This is a genomic window from Filomicrobium sp., from assembly GCF_025698805.1.
GTDB lineage: Bacteria > Pseudomonadota > Alphaproteobacteria > Rhizobiales > Hyphomicrobiaceae > Filomicrobium > Filomicrobium insigne.
On sequence record NZ_JAILWT010000014.1, the window covers coordinates 11,884 to 31,998 of the forward strand.

The window sequence follows — 20,115 nt, forward strand, 5'->3', positions numbered from 1 at the left end:
GTAAGAGGTGAGCACTATGACTTCGCATGATAAACCGAATGCTCCGCAGAACGGCCCACACGTCAGCCTATCGCGGCGGAGATTTCTCGGCGCTTCCGGAATGGCGGCAGCGCTTGTCACAGCGGAAGCCCTGAGCGGACGTACGGCCCATGCCTCGGTCCCTGAGGCACCGAGCCGGACATCGCCAGCGATGCAGCCGCCGTTGTTCCCTAATGAAGGACCGGACTACCAGCCCGTCGTAACCCTCAACGGCTGGACGCTTCCCTGGCGCATGAAAGACGGGTGGAAGGAATTCCACCTTGTGGCCGAGCCTATCGTCCGCGAAATCGCTCCGGGCATGAAGGCACACCTGTGGGGGTATAACGGCCAATCCCCTGGGCCGACGATCGAGGCGGTTGAAGGCGACAAGGTCCGCATCTTCGTCACCAATAAACTTCCCGAACACACGACGATCCATTGGCACGGCATCCTCCTGCCAAGCGGCATGGACGGCGTCGGCGGGCTCACTCAGCCGCACATCAAGCCAGGCAAAACGTTCGTCTATGAGTTTGTGCTGACGAAAAGCGGAACGTTCATGTACCACCCCCATGCCGATGAAATGGTGCAGATGGCTATGGGCATGATGGGCATGCTGATCGTCCATCCGAAAGACCCAGCATTCATGCGTGTTGACCGCGACTTCGTTTTCCTAATGGCAGCTTACGACATTGAACCCGGCGCCTACGTGCCGAAGGTCGCCGAGATGACCGATTTCAATATGTGGACCTGGAACAGCCGGGTCTTCCCAGGTATCGACCACCTCGTCTGCCGCAAGAACGACCGTGTGCGCATCCGCTTCGGTAATCTGACGATGACGAACCATCCGATCCACATGCACGGATACGATTTCGAGGTAACCTGTACCGATGGAGGCTGGGTCCGGCCGGAAGCACGCTGGCCCGAGGTGACGGTAGACTGCGCGGTCGGGCAGATGCGCGCCTTCGAGTTTGATGCCGTGCATCCAGGAGACTGGGCCTTTCACTGCCATAAATCGCATCACACCATGAATGCGATGGGACACGACGTGAAGAACTACATCGGCGTCGACAAGAAAGACGTAGCCAAGAAGATCGCAAGCCTTGTTGAAGGCTATATGCCGATGGGATCGGCCGGAATGGCGGACATGGGCGAGATGGAAATGCCGCTGCCGGACAATACGCTACCTATGATGACCGGCTTTGGTCAGTTCGGACCGATCGAGATGGGCGGCATGTTCTCCGTGGTGAAGGTGCGCGAGGGGCTTGAGCGCAACGATTACGCCGACCCCGGTTGGTACCAGCATCCCCACGGCACTGTCTCATACGAGTGGCAAGGCAACTCGCTTGCCGAGGCGCCGAGCAAATCGCAGGAGCCGAGTGGCGTGCCCACTCAAATTGAGGTGCAGGCTGTCAAACCCCGACACGGCAACGGGCATTCCGGCCATTGATGCACATAGACACGCAGTCGGATGGCCCTTCTGGACCATCCGACTGGATACATTCGCGAGCAATCACCTCAGGGAGGAAGTGACTTGAAGACCGATCTTGTTCAATTGACCGCGTTATGTGCGGCTTTGTTCCTTAGCAGCCCGCTCACGCCTAATCCTGCTATCGCGGGCCCCGGCAAACATGGGCATTCGCATCATTCACACGATGAAGACCAGCAGGCTTATGGACAGCCCGGAGATCCGAAAAAGCCGGCACGCGAAATTGCGATCCTCATGAAAGAGGGTGACGGGTCAATGTCGTTTGAACCGAACCGCATCGAGATCCGCAAGGGCGAGCAGATCCGGTTCAAGCTCAAGAACAAAGGCGAGCTGGACCATGAGATCGTCATTGCGACGCGCGAAGAGAACCTCGAACACGCCAAAGAAATGGCCAAGAACCCCGACATGGAGCATGACGATCCCAACGCCCAACGCCTCAAGCCAAGCGAAGAGGGCGAGATCCTCTGGCATTTCACCAAGGTGGGTGAGTTTGACATGTCTTGCCTCATACCTGGCCACCTCGAAGCCGGAATGACCGGCACGATCATCGTTAAGTGAGCCTCGTTTCAGAGGAAACCGCATCCCCCAGAAGAATGTAAGGAGATCTCAATGCGTAAGTTCCTGATCGCCGTAGTGATGGCCTTCGCCTTTTCCAGCATGGCGCAGATTGCAAGTGCTCAAGAGGCGCCGATGGTTGCGGGAGAGGTGAAAAAACTCAATCCCGACGCTGGAAAGATGACGATCAAGCACGACCCTATCCCGAACCTCGACATGGGATCTATGACGATGGTCTTTAAGGCCAAAGATGCGGAGATGCTAAACAGCGTCAAGCCGGGAGATAAGATCCAATTCTCAGCCGAGCGGGTCAACGGGCAGATCACGGTCACGAAGATTGAGAAGAGCAGGTAAGGAGTTGCGTTGGGCCTCAGCAGCACTGCGACGTGGCCGAGATCTTACCAAACCGGCCTGCTCACGTGCTGCTGTGCCGACGGACAGGCGGCGGACGTGCGCCCGCTCGTGTGAGGTAGCTTGCCTTTCTAGGAAGCAGCCGGGCTTCATGTGCGAAAATACACCCGGGCGATCCAGTAGCACCGACGGTCAGGAGGAACAGCCGGTTTTTCTCGATAGCCCCCCCCATAGACTGCCGGTCAGCTAATATTGGCTTAATGATTTCCGGACGAGCGGGAGCGATTAGCGACCGGATCCGGAGTCTGGTCCATATAGGTTCCTGACGGACGTATCATTCAGATCAGATTCTTACTCGGATCGATGCCGCAGACTTCATTTTGCGGCGGGACGAGTTGCGCTCCGTCCCCACCTGTCCGCTCGTCGGGGCGCTCCTGAAGTGGTCTGTTGGGAAAATTCGCTTGCTGCGTAGGGGATTGCCAATGGCTGCTTTCTCGGCAAAGCTGACGTGCCCTTATGACCCTTCTGCCGAGAAAGCCGACCCGACTGAGATAGTGCTTACCGCTGCAAATTGATGTCGACGGACGTCCGCTAGACAGCGCTTTGCGGACGCCGCGGTTCCACGAATCATAGCTGCTCCCAGTGCTTCCCTCAGCTAGAGGGTAGTCCAGACGACTCGAATTTCCACGGGCTGCCAACTATCACCTCTAGGTAGTGCGTCTATCCCTGGTTGCTCAGACTGCGCGTACCGTTCGACTGTCGCCCGATTCGTTCTCACAGGTCGCACATGAGTAAGAGCAAGCAGTGAGAGCAAGCGCTTCAAGAACAAGGTCTGCGGCTATTGCGGCGGGCCCTCATCTATTGGTGACCATGTGCTCGGACGCGGTTTCGTGCTGATAGCAGACCGGCACGGCCTGCCCGAGATCCCAGCCTCTCAGAAGTGCAACGGTGACAAGTCACGCTTCGAAGGCCACCCCAAGCCGAATTCCTTCGGAAGATCAGTGGCCTTGTGCGCCGCTAACCTCTGAAATGTAGCAGAGGACTGTAGCGAGACGTCAATGCCTCTAGCCGGAAATTATTCGTACCAAGGGCAAGAGCAGCGAACATTGCCCAACTGCCTCTAGAACCGCGTGCTGAAGTTCACCCGACCGATGTGGGTTTCCAGCGTGTCGCCGAACCGACCGTCGTAGCCGAGCTTCAGATCAAACGTGTCGTCCTTGCTCAGAATGTCGATGCCGGCGCTGAACTCGGCGACGATCTGATCGGTCTCGCTCTCGGCCGAGAACTGGCCAGCAGAAGCGGGCGCGCCCTCGAGCGAAGCGTTGGATGCGAAGAGGTCGTCGCCGAACAGCGTGACGCCGGCGCGGAGGAACGGGCGGATCTGATAGCCGTCGTAGCCGTCGAGCTGCGCGCCGAGCTCGATGGCGGGCGTCGCCGAGAACAGCCAGCGCCCGTCGCCTTCGACGGAGAGATTGAGGGCACCGGCGCCGGTCTCCCTGAAGCCGTGTTGGTAGAGATAGGTGGCATTGAGGTCGACCATGGGCTTGAGGTACAGCCGGGCGCCGAGATCGACGACGTTGGCGGCTCTGAGCCGGAGGTTGGCGTGGCTCAGTTCGTGGTTGGCGTTGGCCTGATCGGCGCCGGGCAGGATGGCGCCGAGGTTGAGGTAACGGTCTGTGTCGTACCAGCCGTGGCCGGCCGTGATGCCGCTCGCGAGGATCCACGAGCCCGTCTGGAACTTGAGCACGCCGCCGATGCTGCCGCTGTCGCCTTCGCTGCGTGACAGATTGCCGACATTGATCTGCGACTTCTCGTAGCCGATGGCGAGGCCCGCGCGCCAGTTGGCGTCGAGGGCGACCTGCATGCCCGACGTGAAGGTGTAGGTCGTCTCGTTGACGCCCGAGCTGCCGTTGGAACCGTCGATACTGGTGTAGCCGGCGGACGCCTTGGCCCAGTAGCACTGCCCCTCCTTGATCGTTCCCTGGGCCCCGGGGGCATTCACCGGGCAGCTCATCAGCTGGTTGGTGAAGTTGAGCGCGGCGTTGACAGTCGACGTCTCCTTCGCCGTATGGGGCTCGTGGCTCATGCGCTCCATGACCGAGGCGATGACCGCCGGGTCCTGCTGGTTGGCGAGGAACGCGAACAGGCTGGCGAGCGCCGGCGAGCCGTCGCCGTTGAGGATGCGCTCGATGTAGGCGCCGGCGGAGGCCTGGCTCGCCGTCAGCCCGTCGAAGGATGTGAAGTCGACATTGCGGATGCCGACCTTGAGGTCGTTGCCGTCGGCGAACACCTCGTAGTCGACCGCAGCGCTGTCGACCACGGTGACGCCGTTGGCGGTGAGGCCGTTGGCGGCGCTGATGACCGTCTCGGCCGGGCGGACGGCTGCGAACGACTTGAGCGTCGGCACGATGACGCCGGAGACGTCGGCGGCGCCCGCTGCCAAGAGGATGTCGGAGGCCCCGGGACCAACGCCGAAGCCGAGATCGACGTGGAAGCTCGCGCCCGCCGACTGCACGAAATCGCCGGTGAACTCAGTTGAGCCGACGTTGTCCGAGCCGGCAATCACGAGATCGCCGTCGTTGGTCAGAGTGCCGCCGTTGAGATTGACGGTGTCGCGGGTTTCGAGGACGCCGCCCGTCTTGTTCCAGTAGCGGTTGGCCCCAAGTCCCAGATCGATGTTGCCGATGACGTAGCCCGCGCTTTCCACCGCGTCGTTACCGTCGGTCGCCATGATGGCGCGGTCGCTGACCGCATGGATGGTGCTGTCGGCGCCGATGGTGATGATGTTGTCGGCGCCGCCGTCGAGCCTAATGGCCGCGCCCATGTTCTCGCCGCCCTGGATGGTACCTTCGTCGACATTGACGATGATATTGCTGCCGCCGTCGCCGCCGACCGACTGCGCGAAGATGCCGTAGCCGTTCCACGACGGGGCATAAATGCTGCCCATGTGGCTGACCGAGACCTCGCCGCCCTTGCCTTCGCCGCCGGTCGAGCCCGCGAACGCCGTGCCGTCTGCCACTTCGACGATATCGGTCTTGTCGCCGTCGCCGTTGAGATCGAGGCCGTCCTCAACATCATCGAAATCGCCGTCGCCGTTGTTGTCGAACTCGGCTTCGTTGATCGCCTGCGTGTTGCTTACGATGCCGCCGCCGCCGCCGACGGACTGCGCGAAGATGCCGATCGATCCGGCGCGCTGCTCGGGATCATCGCTCATGCCACCCATCGCGATGATGGTGCCCTCGCTTGAGACGGTCACGTTGCCGCCGTCGCCGGAGATGCCGTCGCGGAACCCATACTCGCCCCCCTTGAAGACGACGGAATCCGTCGAGGATGCCTGGAGGTAAGCCTTAACGTACTCGAGGTAATCGTCGCCGTTGGTGATGAGCGGGCGGATCTCGGCGGGCAGGCCGCTCAGGATCTCATTCTTGATCGCTTCCGGGAGATTTTCGAAGGCGCTGGTGAAGTTCGCCACCGCCTCTTCCGAGATCGGCAGACCGTTGTCGTCGAGCACGTCGGCGAAGAGGTTCTCGGTCTCGGTCTTTTCCTCGTCCGTCAAGGTGCCGTCGCCGTCAAGGTCGATGCCTTCGCCGTCGAACTTGTTGGCCGAGGTGTCGCGCACGGCGCGCGTTTCGTCGACGCCGGTCTTCTCGACGCCATAGGTGATGTCCCCAGCGACGCCACCGCCACCGCCGACCGATTGCGCGAAGATGCCGTAGGAGCCCTGACCCAAGGTGACGATGTCACCGCGTTGGACCACAGTCACGTCGCCGCCGTCGCCGGCCGCGCCGCCGAGACCGCCGATGGCGGTCTTGCCACCATTGGCGAGATGGGCGTTGCCGCCAACGCCGCCGCCGCCGCCAACGCTCTGAGCAAAGATGCCGTGTGAGGCGGTACCCGAGGTGACGATGGCCACCTCCGTGACGGCGCCCGAGCAAGTGCCGGCCGTCGCGTCGTAGGCGGCGCCGTTGCAGACGGTCACGGTGTCGCCGTCACCGGCAGCGCCGCCGACGCCGCCGACGGAGATGCCATAATGCGGCTTGATGCTGCTTTCCTGCGTCTCCTGGACGGCAGCGTTGAAGCCCACTTTACGGATGGCCTTAATGAACTCGTTGCGAAATTCTGAGCTGGCGCTGCCGAGGTCGGCCGAGCCGCCGTCGCCGCCGCCACCGCCGACCGACTGTGCGAAAATGCCGTTGGCGAGATGGCCCTCGGTGACGATCTGCCCGGTGTTCGACACGACGACCTTGCCGCCGTCGCTCGCGGCACCGCCGTAGCCGCCGATCGAGATATCGCCGGACAGGGCCGAACCGGACAGGCCGCCGGCGCCGCCACCGCCACCGACGCTCTGGGCGTAGATTCCGGTCGCGCCGTCACCCATCGTTCCGATGTTGCCAGAGTTGGAGATGTCGACGGTGCCCGCGGCGCCGCCTCGTGCACCGAAGCCGCCCACCGAAAGCTTGTACTTCTGGCTGCGGAAGTTCTTCTTGACCGTGCCTTGAGCTTCGAACTTCGTCTTGAGTTCCTTGGCGCCGACGGAGGAACTGCCCCCTGCGCCACCGCCGCCGCCGATCGACTGGCCGAAGATGCCGACAGATCCGTTGCTTTGCGTCAGGATCAAAGCGGAGTTTTCCACGTCGACATCGCCGCCGTCACCGCCGGCGCCGGCGAAGCCGCCGACCGCAATGGCGAGCTGCTTGCCTGGCTTCACCTGGCTGCTCAAATCGTGATGCAGGACCGAGAAGCCGCGGCTGCCGCCGCCGTCGCCACCGCCGCCGCCAACGCTCTGGGCATAGACGCCGTAGGCTCCATGATAGGCGGTGATGATCTCTCCGGAGTTGGTGACGGTAACCGTGTCGGCATCGCCGCCCGCGCCTCCGAAACCGCCGAGTGTCAGCGAGTAGGTGCCCGAAATCGCGGCGTTGAGGGCCGTGGTGGCAGCGGTCGAGATGCCGCCCTTGCCGCCGCCGCCGCCGATGGATTGCGCCTGGATGGCGTGGCCGTGGGTGCCGAGGGTGGTGATCGAGCCGGCGTTGGTGACGTCAACCTTGTCGCCGTCGCCGCCGGCGCCGCCGAAGCCGCCGACGCTCAGCGCCAGGCTCTGGGTCTTGGGACCGACCCCGCCAGAGAAGCTGCCACTGTCGCCACCGGCGCCGCCGCCACCGCCGATCGATTGCGCCAGGATGCCGACGGCGTGTTCACCGGACACAATGATGTCGCCGTTATTGGTGACGTCAACAAGGCCGGCGTCATTACCGGTGCCGCCGAAGCCTCCGACCGATACCGACAGCATGTTGGAATTGGTCACGCCGAAGGTGAAGGAGCCCGAAAAGCCGCCGGCGCCGCCGCTGCCGCCGATCGATTGGGCCAGGATGCCATGGGCGTTCTGACCGGCATCCGCGTGCTCGGGGTCGCCGGTGATGATGAGGCCGTCGTTGCCGACGGAGACGGCGTTGCCGATGGCGCCGCTGCCGCCGGCGCCGCCGAGCGCCAGCGAGACGTTAGCCGAGTCCCCGCCGCCGAGGGCGAGCCCGAGGGCTCCGCCGCCGTTGCCGCCATTGCCGCCGACCGATTGGGCCAGGATGCCATATGCGAAATCGCCGGTGGTGCTGATGATTGCGGTGCTTGCCGTCGTGACGTTGACGGTGCCGGCGCGGCCGCCGTCGCCGCCGAACCCACCAATGGTGACGCTGGGCGCTAGGCTGCGGCTGCCGGTGGAGGTGTTGACCGAGCCGTTTAGGTTGCCGCTAAAGCCTCCCGCGCCGCCGCTGCCGCCGATCGACTGGGCGACGATCGCCGCCGAGTGCCCGCCCGTCGTGGCGATGATGCCGTCGATGCCCTGGGCCGACCCCACGATGACGTCGCCAGCCGTGCCGCCGTTGCCGCCCTCGCCGCCCAAGGAGATGCCGATGGAGCCGCTGGTCGCGCGCGTGACGCTCCCAGACGCGTTGATCGAGAAGCCGCCCGCGCCGCCATTGCCGCCGATCGATTGCGCGAGAATGCCATAGGCCATGTCGCCGGTCGTCAGAACGTTGCCGGTGCTGTCGACAGCGACGCGGTCCGAGACGCCGCCGTTGCCGCCGCTGCCGCCGACCGAGGCGCCGGCTGCGCCGCCGGTACCGGAGGTGGTGAAGGCGAAGGACAGGTTGACCGAAGCACCCCCTGCGCCACCGTTACCGCCGATCGACTGGGCAACGATGCCGTGCGAGCGGTCGGAAATGGTGAAGATATTGCCGAGGTTGGCTAGGTCGACCGTGCCGCCGCGTCCTCCATCACCGCCGGCGCCGCCGATGGCGACGCTGGCCGCCGCCGCGCCGGAGCTACCGAGGGCGATTGCCGCCGAGCCACCGAGGCCGCCAATGCCACCCGAACCGCCAATGGACTGGGCAAGCAGGCCGTAGGCGTCAGTGTTGATGCGCTCGCCGGACTCCGGATCTTCTGCGAGTCCAACGGAGAAGATGTCGGCGTTGTTGGTCAGGTTGACTGCGCCGCCCCTGCCGCCGTCACCGCCCGAGCCACCGAGGGAGACGGAGGCGGAGCCCGTGCTCGCCGACGCCGATCCGCTCGAGGCCAGACCGACAGAGAGGCCGCCGGCGCCGCCGTCGCCACCGATCGATTGGGCTGCAACGCCGATGGCGCGAGCGCCGTTCGTTACGATTATGGCATTGTTGGTGATGTTGACGCTGCCGCCTCTGCCGCCCTCGCCGCCGGGGCCGCCGAGGCTGACCGCGGCTGAGCCGCCGCTGCCCGACGTGCCGTTGAGGGCACCGGCGACGGAAAGGCCACCGACGCCGCCCGAGCCGCCAATCGATTGGGCGAGAACGCCGTAGGCGTCGGCACCTGAAGTGTAGATGGCGCCATCGTTGCTGACGCTGACCGTGCCGGCCGTGCCGCCAGTACCGCCCGAGCCGCCCAGCGACACGCCGGCGGAAGCACCGCTGCCGCCGCTGATGTTGAGCGCACCGGCGACGGATATGCCGGCGATACCACCGGCGCCGCCGAGCGATTGAGCGACAATGCCGGAGGCACCATCGCCGCTGGCCGAAAGCGCGCCACTGTTGATCAGAGTAACGGTGCCCGCCGTGCCGCCGTCGCCACCATTGCCGCCGAGCCCGACACTGACAGCGCCGCCCGCGCTTGTGGAGGCGGTGAGCGCGCCAGCGACAGCAAGGCCGCCAGTTCCACCCGAACCGCCGACCGATTGGGCGACAAGGGCGCTGGAGCCCGCCCCCCCCGTCGTGACATCGCCGGTGTTGCCGAGGGTGACGGTGCCGCCCGCGCCGCCACCGCCGCCACCGCCGCCGGAGCCGCCGAACCCGAGCGCCACGCTTCCCGCTGCCACGCCACCCGCGCCGCTGGCCGCGATGGAGCTGCCGCCAGCACCACCGCCGCCGCCGACCGACTGGGCCAGGATGCCGTAGGCCTGGGCGCCGCGGGTTATGATGCGGCCGGTGTTGTCGACGTTGACGGTGCCGCCGTTATTGCCACTACCCCCGCTGCCGCCGACGGAAATTCCGACAGCCGCGGTGTTGCTGAGGCCTGCTGCCACCGACATGCCGCCTTCGCCGCCACCCCCGCCGATGCTCTGGGCAAGGATGCCGTAGGCGCCGTCGCCCAGCGTCTCGATCAATGCGGCGTTCGACACGTCAACGGCTGCGCCGGTACCGCCATCTCCGCCCGCGCCGCCAAGGGCGACGTTGAGATTGCCTCCAATGCTGGCGCCTGCCGCAACGGAAAGGCCCCCTGAGCCGCCGCCGCCGCCGACACTCTGGGCAAATATGCCGTAGGAGCCGACGCCTTCGGTCAGAATGACGCCGCTCTCAACGTCGACGGTGACGTTAGAGGCCGAGCCACCTTTGCCGCCAGCACCGCCGACACCAACGCTGGCACTGGCGCCGGCGCTGATTGAGCCTGCGATCCCCATGCCGCCATTGCCACCGCCGCCGCCGATCGATTGCGCGACGATGCCGCTGGAGCGGTCGCCTGCAGTGGCGATAAGGGCGTTGGCCGTGAGATCGACGACACCGCCGTCGCCGCCGTCACCGCCCGAGCCGCCAACGGCCACCGAGGTATTGACGCCGGTGCCAACACTGAAGCCGGCCGAGATGGAACGACCACCGTTGCCGCCGCCGCCGCCGATCGACTGGGCGAGGATGGCGTTGGCTTCATTGCCGGCCGTAATCAGAACTCCACCGGCGGTGACGGTGACAGTGCCGCCATCGCCACCCGGCCCGCCGGAGCCGCCAACCGAGACTGCCGAGGAGGGCGAGACCGACGTCGCATTGCCGCCGTTGCCGCCGCCGCCACCGATGGACTGCGCAACGAGCGCCGCAGCGCGGTCCCCAGTCGTGGCGATGACGCCGTTGTTGCCTTGCGTGACCGTGACGGCGGCGCCTTGGCCGCCAGAACCGGCACGACCGCCTGTGGCGAAGACGCCGCCCGAGCTACCGCCGTCTCCGCCGCCGCCGCCCACCGATTGGGCGATAGCGCCGAATGATCCGGCACCACTTGTGGTGATGGTTCCAGTATTTGTGACGGTGACCGCGCTGCCATCGGCGTAGCTGCCGCCGTTGCCGCCGATGGCGTAAATGCCGCCAGAATCCGAGCCCGAGCCAGCGCCGGCACCGTAGCTGCGCGCGAAGATGCCGTATGCGGCGTCGCCACTCGTGGTGATGTCTCCGGCGTTGTTGACGGTGACTTTACCGCCCTTGCCGCCGTTGCCGCCCTTACTGCCGAGCGCGACGGCGCCGTCGGAGTCGCCGCCCTCACCGCCGTCACCGCCGCGGCTTTGCGCCAGCACGCCGTGGCTATCGTTGCCAGTGGTTGTGATGCTCGAGGAGGCCTTGAGATCGACGAAGACCTCGCCGCCATCGCCACCCCGGCCGCCTGCGCCCGGTTCGGCGACGAGGCCGCCGGCCCCGCCGCCATTCCCGCCCTTGCCGCCCTCACTGGTTGCGAAGACGCCATAGCGGCTGGCACCGACAATTACGATCTCACCTGAATTGGTGACGACGACCGATCCGCCGTCGTTACCGTTGCCGCCTTTTTTGCCCTTCGTGTAGAGTCCGAGAACTGTTTTGGTGCCGCCTTTGCCGCCCTTGCCGCCTTCGGCTTCTGCATGCAGGCCATGACCGTTGGCCGTGAAGCTAGCATTGTTGATTAGGTTGACGGTGCCGGCCGCGCTGGCGTTGCTGCCGTCAGTCGCATCCTCATCGGGAATGCCGTCACCGTCGAGGTCGACATCCGGAAGCCCGTCACCGTCGAGGTCGACGTCTACGATGCCGTCGCCGTTGATGTCGACGTCGGGAAGGCCATCATTGTTGGCATCGTCCGGGATGCCGTCGGGGCCTTCGCTGCCGTCCTCGTTATTGACGTTGTCGATGTATTCGACGGTAAATTCGATATCGGTGCCGTCGCCACCGAAATTGCCGCGCTCCCGGACCAGGACGCCCGTCGTCGAGACGTTGACCGGTGGACCGGCGGGAGCGTTCACCGTGACGTAGCTGAAACCAGCGTCATTGTAACTGATGCCACCGGTCGGCACGCCGGAGCAGGTCGCCGCTGAGCCGCTGGTGCTGCAGGTCGAGTTGGCGCCCTGCGCGAGTGCCTGAGATGTGGGCGCTGCGAAGGCGAGAAGCGCTATGACGGCGCTCGCCGCAATAGCCTTGACGCGTTCCAGACGCCGAGTGGAGACAAAACTCAAGAGCTTCGGGGCAATTCCGAGAACGCGACGCGACATAATGTAAGCTACCGTACGCTGACACCGACTGTGTTGCTCCGGTAGCATCGCGCTGTCCGAAGCGAGGCAACACGACACCTCTCAGCGCTGAAAACAGCACTATCCCGCCTACCCCTGCACAGTTTGTAATTGCTTGATCCGCGTAAGTGAATGGTATGCACGGAATATGAGTACGAAAATCACTTTTGCGTGCATCGGTTGACTCCCTGGAGTGGTATTTCGGAAACACTGCATACGGACCAAGACGTTGACATGATGGTTCAATATAGCGACACGGACGGTCTGATTCGTGTCGTAGGGGGTAGAGATGTCGAGAGTGGTTTCAGTTGCGGCGTTCATCGCGGGTATCATCATGCTTACCGGCGTGGCCGGCGCTCAAGAGAAGGGGAAGGGAAAGACACCGCCGGCAGCGTCTGCTGACAAAGCGGGCGCCGCACAAGCTTCGCCCCAGGCGCTGTCCGTTCCATGGCTCGTCAACTGCGCCTCCACTGGCGGGGAGGTCCCGTGCGAAGCGAGCCAGCGCCTCGTGGTCCAGAAGACCGGACAGCTTCTAATTGCCGTGACCGTGCGCATTCCGCCGGAGTCCAAGACGGGAGCGATGATGCTGCATCTACCGCACGGGCTGTTCCTGCCCGACGGCGTGACGCTCGACATAGACGGCAAGGTGAGCAAAAAGCATGACGTTCAGACGTGCGATCAGAAGGGCTGCTATGCCGGGCTGCCGATCGACGACGCGAACCTGAAGATGCTGCAGTCCGGGAAGACGATGACGGTCGCCTTCCGCAATCTGCAGAAGGAGGAGGTGCGTGTGCCGATTACGCTGAGCGGTTTCAAGGAAGCGTACGCAAAGCTGCGGCAATAGCGTGCTAACCACCCTCATGAGTGCGGCGCGGTCAGGCCGCGCACTGGAGACCTTTTCTTTGAAGATTTGCGCCGCTCGATAGCCAGTGCAGTGGGTCAGCGGAGCTCTCGCCTATCATCTGGACAAGCTACAAATTTTCAGTGTCAACGGGGCAGAGCAAACTCTTTCATCCAAAATGGTTCCCGACCCTCTCGATTGTCGCGTTTGGGAGAAATCTAGGCACCGTTCTGCTCCGGATTCGGCAGCGGCGTCACATCCTGCTGGGCATGGATTTCGTCGGCGTAGAGTTTGACCTTGTCGACAAGCTGATGCCAGTCTCCGTAGCGGCTGTAGAGCGCGTCGAAGTGGTCCGGCGGTTCAGCGAAGGCGATGGCTTCGAACAGGCGCTCCATTGTTATGGCGGCGAAGGAAACCCGGCTGGCTCCGGGGCCGCTGAGGTGATTCCTGAAAGTCTCTGCGGCCTTCTGGGGCGACGTGTTTAAGGGCGGGGACTACCTCGTCGGCATGCACAGCGTCGAGCATGGACAGCGTCAGACACGTCAGGCGATAGAGTTGCTGGATCGGGTTGTCCCGGAGTGTGCGCTGATACGCACACTGCAGAATATAAGGATACAACGCACGTTTATTGCCCTGGGGCCGGTCGCAATGTCCTTTGCGACGTTGAGCACTGCGCCTCAGGATCGGACACGGTAAGGAGACATCTTACAAGGACCTCGCGCAGTGCGTCACTAGTCGATTTTAAGCGTGGCTTGCCATTGCGCGGGATAAAGCCTAGCCGGCTCACAGGGTTGAGCCCCCTGCATCATATTTAGCATATACATCATAAAACAAAGGCCCCTGATGGAGCCCCTGCTGTGCCACGTACCCTGACTTAGAAGGTGCGTTCCTCGGTCGGTGCGTCGTACCCGAAGACGGGTTCCTCGGCGTGCGCGGCGGCTTCCTGCATCTTCTTGAGCTTCTTGGCCGATACCTTGGCGTTTTCCGGGGCGGCGTCGGGAGAATCCTGCTCCCTTTCCCAATGCTTCTGGACGCTGCCGACCACGGAGAGGCGGCCGCCTTCATGCTGGTTGGTCCAGCCGCTGATGTCGCGGATGACGCCCTTGTCGTTCCACCAGCCGTAAATGTCGGCGCGGCGGAAGCCTTCCTCGGTCAACTCGCCGTTGGGCAATTCGGATTCGAACAGCACGAAGCGGCCGGACTCGAGCTTCATGCCGTTCACCTCGACGGCGGGGCCGATGTTGTCTTCGGCACCGGCCCGCATCTTGTCGCGGGCGCTGTCGCTGCGGGCGAAGGGTTCGACCTGGCCGTTGTAGGCGGTGAGGATAACGCCTTTGGCATTGGTGAAGGATGTGCTCCAGCCGGCGACGTTGAACTGGCGGTCGGGATTGTCATGGGCGGCGACGTAACCTTTGAGGTTGGGCAGTGACTTGCCGTTACGGTTGGTGCGCTTCTTAGGATAGAGGTTTGCGGAAAAGGTCGGGATGGTTTGGTCCATGGATATACGCTTCCTTGTTGATCAACATCCACCGAACTCTTCTTGTTGTTGTTGCGTGGGGTGCGGGAAGGCTGACGGCATGGCCAAGGCTGGTCAACGCATGTGCGCACGGAATGGTCACTTGCGTACACGGAGCGCACATTGCTACGGCGAGAGCAGACGGTGTGGGAAAAGCGGTGAGTGCATATCGAAATGGCTTGTGCGGGTGCGGTGGATTGCGAAAAATGGAATGCTGTCCCGGGATGCGGGGTTGGGCGAAAGCGATATACGGTGAACCTCTGTTGCGGCATTGAAGGGCTTGGCGATGTGGGACAGGCAAAAGCTTGGGAAGCTGGCGCGTGAGCGCAAGGCGGCGCTGGGCGGTTTGAACAAGGCGCTGCTGGCTTTTGCCCGGACACAGGAGATGACGGAGGAGACCGGCATCGACCGCCGGAAAGCGGAACAGGACCTGGCGGCCGCCCTCGACAGGTTGGAACCGGATGCCGTGCTGCAGATGAAGGCGCTGGGAAGCGTCGAGCGTGATGAAGTCCTGCGGGATTTCCTGACGGCTCTGACGGATCACAACCAGGAGAATATCGTGCGGGAACTGAAAGAGGTGCAGGAGCTTTCAGAGCCTGTGCTGGAAGCGCCGGTGCTCGAAAAGCCAGAAAACCAAAAGGCCGCATCGAAAAAGAAGCGCGGCCTTCGGATGTTCAGAGGGTAGGGCTACTGTCGACATTGACACGCGCGTGCACTTTTGGCTTGCTGCGGGGAAATAGCTGTCTTCCCGCAAAGGGGCATGTGTCTCCTGCTTTTTGCATGTCACCTGGATGTGTGTTCCCTGGTTGTCGGATACAGGACAGATCCTACACTTGAGGGCGCGCCTCTTCTTTGGCCGTGCGGGGATGCCTGTTCGGCCGTGATTTCGTTCTTTCGTTTGGCCTTGTGGGGGGTGACGTTGACTGAGGGCATGGGCTTGCCGAAAAAATGCGAACGCGAACCGGCACAGCCGCAATCTATCTCTTCTGATGATTATCGCTTCTGATGAACGGCGATCTTCATGGATTGCTCGTTGGCGACGACGAGCTGGCGCAAGTTTGTCGCGATCTTCCGGAATCCGCCTGTCGGGAGCAACCGCGCAATTACCGCTTGCATGTCGTGTCTCTGAGCCTCACGAGGATCGGCGAGGGACTTGCTGATACCAAACTGGTGCTTGCCTGGTTACTCGACGCGATTGGTGCGCCAACCTGGGCGATTGGACTATTGGTGCCCGTGCGTGAATCGCTTGCCATGCTACCGCAACTCCTGATTTCGGCGCGTGTTCGACGCATGAACATTCGCAAGACCGCCTATGTTGTGGGCTGTGTTGTGCAAGGTCTCGCGATTTTTGGATTCGGATTGGTCGTTCTGATGCTTACGGGCAGCATAGCCGGCATCCTGGCGATCGGCCTTATCGCGGCGTTTGCCCTCGGGCGCAGCCTATGCTCGATCGCGCACAAGGACGTGCTGGCAAAGACCGTGGACAGGGGGCGCCGTGGCTCTGTCAGTGGTATCGCAGGAAGCATCGCGGCGGCTGCAACGCTGCTGTTGGCTGCTGGTTATGCGACCGGCTGGATACCGCTCAGTATTCCGGTCGTCGCTGGTGCCGTAATTCTCGGCGGTATGGCGTGGCTGCTTGCTGCATTTTTATTTGGATCGATCCGTGAAGATCGCGGCGCGACTGAAGGCGGAATCGACGGCTTTGCCGCTGTCGTTGCACAATTGGCGCTCTTGCGTCGTGACGCGCGTTTGCAGCACTTCATTGCGACACGCGCCTTGCTATTGTCGACGGCGCTCGCACCACCCTTTTACATCGCGCTTAGCGGTGACCGCGAACCAAGCGGGCTGGGCACGCTAGGTCTGTTTATGATAGCGGCTGCTGCTGCAAGTCTGTCGAGTTCCTATATCTGGGGGCGACTCGCAGACCGATCGAGCCGGCAGGTGTTGATGTATTCGGCTGCGTTGGCGTCACTGGCTAATGCCGTGTGCGCGCTCACGGCGCTAGCGATGCCGGACCAATTGGAGACCGCACTGCTGCTGCCCGCAATGTTGTTTGTGCTCATGATCGCGCATCAAGGGGTTCGGCTTGGGCGCTCGGTGCACATCGTCGATATGGCTGATCTCGACAGCCGTGCCACCTATACTGCACTTAGTAATTCGGTGGTGGGCCTTATTCTTCTTGCCGGCGGTGTATTTGGCATCATTGCTCAGTGGTTCGGCGTTGGCACGGTGCTGGCGCTGTTTGCATTAATGGCGGCGATGGCCGTATTGGCTGCTTCGGGCTTGGACGAAGTCCAGACAACGTAAGAGTGACGCTGAACTCCCTGACATAGTTGACCCGCCAGCAGTGCGTCTTTTCCTAGAGCATAGCGGCGTAGCGCGCGTGCTCCCTAAGCCTGTCGCTGACAAGCCGCTTGAGTTCAGCCGGCGACTTGTCAGCCGTGAAACTGAGCACCGATCCAGCGAGTGTCGTACCTTGATATTCTAAGCTGACAGTTGCTCCAGACGCCTCGGCGATGGCATGACCTTTGAGGTCGAGGCTGCCGGTTGTATAAGAGGATGGCGAGCCCCTCACCATCCTCCCAGCCAATGTTGCGCCTAAGGACTCGATTCTGTTGTTTGAACGGCTGTCGGGATCATTTCTATCCGGCGATATGGGGCTATGTTTCCGGCTTGACGCAACGCTTCGTCTACAAGCGTAAAGACCTCGTCGCGGCAATCAATATCGCGGTCAAACCGGGACAGCCAATAGCGCAACGCATAGGTGATCCCGCCCTCTTCGTAGGCCAAGACACGCACATCAGGTGGAGGTTCTTGCTGGATGAGTTTCGCGGCTTTCAGAGCCTCTACCATCACCTCGCGCGCGCGCCCAATAGGCATACTATGATCAAGGGTGATACTGACCTGGGTACGATATTCTGGTTTGGGCGCGGAATAGTTGGTAATGCGCTGGCGCGCAATCTGACTGTTGGGGAGGATCACATAGGTACGGTCACGGGTTAGAAGACGTGTGGTGCGCCAGCCGATCTCGATCACAGCGCCGCGTGCCAGCCCGTCGATATCGACCCAGTCGCCGATGCGGAATGGCCCTTCGATGCCGAGAGCGACCCCGGACAATGTGTCGGCGACGACGTTGCGAATGGCGAAACCCAGCATAGCGAGCACCAAGCCTGATCCCGCAAGCGCCCCTAACGCGCCCTTCCCCATAAAGAGCGAAACCACTGCGGCGAAAGCGACCAGGAACAACATTGCCGCGACCAAATCCTTGAGCAGGCGCGGATAAGGCCGTCGCTTCGTCGCTGCCCGATCGAGCGCTAGCGCTGTGATCCTGCTGATAAGCCAGGCTGTTGCAAAATAGGCCAACGCGGTGAGGGCAAGCCGCAAGGTTTCACTATCGCCGAAGAGCGCGACAAGTGGCGACGGTGCCAGAACCAGCCCGAGGCTGGCCAATGTCAATATGGCCGGCCAGACAAGCCGACGAACATTCTGCTTCGGGCTCATTATCAGACCTCTCCCACTTAGCCGCACTGCGCAACGCCCGTACAGCAGACAAGGCAGGACGGACAATCATTCGCATGCAACCGGTAGATCGCCGCTGCGTAGCAGCGGTGGCCGCGCCGCATGCTCGCAAAATATCGTTTAGTCAACGGCCTACGCTTGAGAAAGGGACTTCGTGACAACCATCTGAGAAACAGATTGCTTACTTTGTGCGGTGGATTGCTGCCACAGTCGGATCGCCGACGTCATTTTATCGGGGAGTTCCCAAGGATTCGATCCGACCATGGCACCAAACCTAGCCATTTGGAGATCCCACACAAGTCCGGACGGAATAGTCAGCACGCTTTAGCACGCGTAGTCAGGAAAGCACTAGCGCGCTCAAACCCAATTCAACTGTGTCCGCTATGTCGACATGGCATAGCGCCAAATTACCGAATTCGTTGAGGTGATCCGGCACGCCGCTTTTGCGCTCGATGGGCACTCTCATGACTCATTAACATTGCTCTGGACTCCGCGACACCCAATATCGGCGGCACCGCGGTCAGCGTGGCTATTTCGCTCGTGAAATCCTCGCATCAATTGCTGCGTCAATTCGTTGGTATCGACAAATCCCAACTTGGCATAAGCGGCGATGATGATGGCTTGGCTTTGAAGATCCTTTTCTGCGCTTCGGTCAACGTGGAGGCTATGCGCGCGGTTTCAGCACCAAACTTGGGGGGGCTGCGTTTGGACGTCGAAATCTTTGGGCGAAGTGCATGACCTCTTGATCGGATGGCTGGGAGTTGACTAGTTCGTTCGCCCAGAATGTCTAAGCTGGTAGAGGCCGACATCGAGCCATCCCGCCTCGAAACCAGCCTCGCAGTAGACGAGGTAGTAGTTCCATAGCCTGCGGAATCGCTCGTCAAAGCCAAGTGCTTTCACCTCCGGCCATGCTCGAGCGAAGCAACGTACATCGTGCGTGATTGGATCAGTACAGCGTTGCGCCGTGGCTGACATTTCTTGCAATGCAGACACTCATTGCCTCCCTGTTCGTGGGGATGTTCAAGGCTACGATGCGACCGGTGTCTTCAGTATCTTCGGACATAGAATGTTCCTGTCGGTTGAAGGCGATGGAGAGGAAACCTAGGGGTGTGAAGAAGCCTGTGGCGTTTGGAGAACGCTTGGTACGGGCGGAGGAGGCAACCTCATGCGGTCGGCCATCTCGCGGTAGGCAAAGAATTTGGAGAGGCGCATTGGGGTTTCGCCCGGCGAGAGGACGATGATGTCGTCGCGGAATTCTCGGCCGCGTAGCTGGTTTTCCGGTGCGAGGGGCTGGCGTTCTTCGGAGTAGTAGCTGTAGGTCTGGCCAAGTGCTGGGTTGATGTAATCGGCCGCGTCGTCATCGGGGCGCATCCACGAGCTGACGCGGCAGCCGCCTACGATGCCTTTGGCGAGATCCCGGTATGATTTCTGGAACTGGCCGAAATATTGACCGAACAGCCAGAGGCGAAGGCCTGCGCTGCGGCCGAGATCGAGGAGGTCGTTCAGGGACGACATGGTACCGAGCTGAGGTAACTCGTCGAGGAAGAAGGTGATGGGCAGCTGGTCGGGCTTAGCGGAAGATCCGTCGATCAGTTCGTTGGCGTGTTGCTGGAAGAGGATGCGGATGAGTGGGGCGAAGGGCTGGATGTCTCCCGGCTTGAGGGAAATGTAGATGGAAGTGCCGGTGCGGTAGCGCAGGTCCTTGGGCTTCCAGTTGCTGGTGGCGAGGGTTGCGCGCACGGTGGGCGATGTGTCGAAGGCGGTGAAGAACTGGCGTGCGGTATCCATGATGGATTCAAGGCGCGTGTTGTCGGACAGGGCATTCTCCAAGGCGGTAGCCTGGGATGCGAGGAATGGGATGTTCGCGGTTGCGGCCAGTTGTTTCATGGCGGCAATCACTTTCGCCGTTTCGCTGTTTTTGTATGCGGGCTTGGTCAGGTCCTCGAACGATGTGGGCAGCGCCAAGTAGCGGGCGACGTAGGCGAGGTTGCGTGCTTGGGGAGGGTGTTTGATGGCCACCATGATGGAGAAGGCGGCGATGAAATCGCGTGCGCGGTTGACCCAGTAGTGCTGGT

The 20,115-nt window shown here is 62.3% G+C and carries 11 protein-coding genes and 2 pseudogenes; 6 read left to right on the plus strand and 7 right to left on the minus strand.

All coding sequences use genetic code 11. From position 1 onward, the window contains the following. Window positions 1-16: 16 nt before the first annotated feature. The 3 genes from K5845_RS20295 to K5845_RS20305 all read left to right on the plus strand — a co-directional run bounded on the left by K5845_RS20295 (window position 17) and on the right by K5845_RS20305 (window position 2,413). Entirely contained in the window at window positions 17-1,465 is a 1,449-nt protein-coding gene (locus K5845_RS20295) for a multicopper oxidase domain-containing protein (RefSeq protein WP_287959868.1), read from the plus strand. 84 nt (window positions 1,466-1,549) lie between these two features. After that, window positions 1,550-2,062 carry a cupredoxin domain-containing protein gene (locus K5845_RS20300; protein ID WP_502814152.1) on the plus strand — a complete coding sequence of 171 codons (513 nt, stop codon included), beginning with the start codon at window positions 1,550-1,552 and terminating at the stop codon, window positions 2,060-2,062. Window positions 2,063-2,113: 51 nt separating this feature from the next. Continuing rightward, window positions 2,114-2,413, plus strand: coding sequence for a copper-binding protein (locus tag K5845_RS20305; RefSeq protein WP_287959869.1), 300 nt, complete (start codon window positions 2,114-2,116; stop codon window positions 2,411-2,413). A gap of 1,117 nt (window positions 2,414-3,530) precedes the next feature. Here the strand turns inward: K5845_RS20305 and K5845_RS20310 are convergent. Then, on the minus strand, window positions 3,531-12,146 hold the full coding sequence (locus tag K5845_RS20310; RefSeq protein WP_287959870.1) for an autotransporter outer membrane beta-barrel domain-containing protein: 8,616 nt from the start codon (window positions 12,144-12,146) through the stop codon (window positions 3,531-3,533). Between the two features lie 307 nt (window positions 12,147-12,453). Here K5845_RS20310 and K5845_RS20315 point away from each other — a divergent pair, with 307 nt between their 5' ends. Further along, window positions 12,454-13,008, plus strand: a complete 555-nt coding sequence (locus K5845_RS20315; protein WP_082100999.1) for an invasion associated locus B family protein — start codon at window positions 12,454-12,456, stop codon at window positions 13,006-13,008. Window positions 13,009-13,223: 215 nt separating this feature from the next. On the opposite strand, the pseudogene K5845_RS20320 reads toward K5845_RS20315, so the two are convergent. Both K5845_RS20320 and K5845_RS20325 read right to left on the minus strand, forming a co-directional pair. Further along, a pseudogene (locus K5845_RS20320) lies at window positions 13,224-13,484 on the minus strand (hypothetical protein); the annotation flags it as partial. A 395-nt stretch (window positions 13,485-13,879) separates the two neighbouring features. Beyond that, window positions 13,880-14,503 (minus strand): hypothetical protein, encoded by a 624-nt coding sequence (locus K5845_RS20325; RefSeq protein ID WP_287959871.1) that lies wholly within the window; start codon window positions 14,501-14,503, stop codon window positions 13,880-13,882. A gap of 298 nt (window positions 14,504-14,801) precedes the next feature. On the opposite strand from K5845_RS20325, the gene K5845_RS20330 reads away from it, so the two are divergent. Beyond that, window positions 14,802-15,206 carry a hypothetical protein gene (locus K5845_RS20330; RefSeq protein WP_287959872.1) on the plus strand — a complete coding sequence of 135 codons (405 nt, stop codon included), beginning with the start codon at window positions 14,802-14,804 and terminating at the stop codon, window positions 15,204-15,206. Between the two features lie 320 nt (window positions 15,207-15,526). Further along, a complete protein-coding gene (locus K5845_RS20335) occupies window positions 15,527-16,828 on the plus strand; it encodes an MFS transporter permease (RefSeq protein WP_287959873.1) in 1,302 nt (433 codons plus the stop codon). A gap of 52 nt (window positions 16,829-16,880) precedes the next feature. Here K5845_RS20335 and K5845_RS20340 read toward each other — a convergent pair whose 3' ends face one another. From K5845_RS20340 to K5845_RS20355, 4 genes and pseudogenes are all read right to left on the minus strand, one after another. Then, window positions 16,881-17,099, minus strand: a complete 219-nt coding sequence (locus tag K5845_RS20340) for a hypothetical protein (RefSeq protein ID WP_287959874.1) — start codon at window positions 17,097-17,099, stop codon at window positions 16,881-16,883. Window positions 17,100-17,119: 20 nt separating this feature from the next. Continuing rightward, on the minus strand, window positions 17,120-18,022 hold the full coding sequence (locus K5845_RS20345; RefSeq protein WP_046476648.1) for a mechanosensitive ion channel family protein: 903 nt from the start codon (window positions 18,020-18,022) through the stop codon (window positions 17,120-17,122). Window positions 18,023-18,805: 783 nt separating this feature from the next. Continuing rightward, a pseudogene (locus K5845_RS20350) lies at window positions 18,806-18,934 on the minus strand (SAM-dependent methyltransferase); the annotation flags it as partial. 207 nt (window positions 18,935-19,141) lie between these two features. Next, window positions 19,142-20,115 (minus strand): type IV secretory system conjugative DNA transfer family protein (locus K5845_RS20355; protein ID WP_287959875.1); only part of this gene is annotated, 974 nt, incomplete at its 5' end.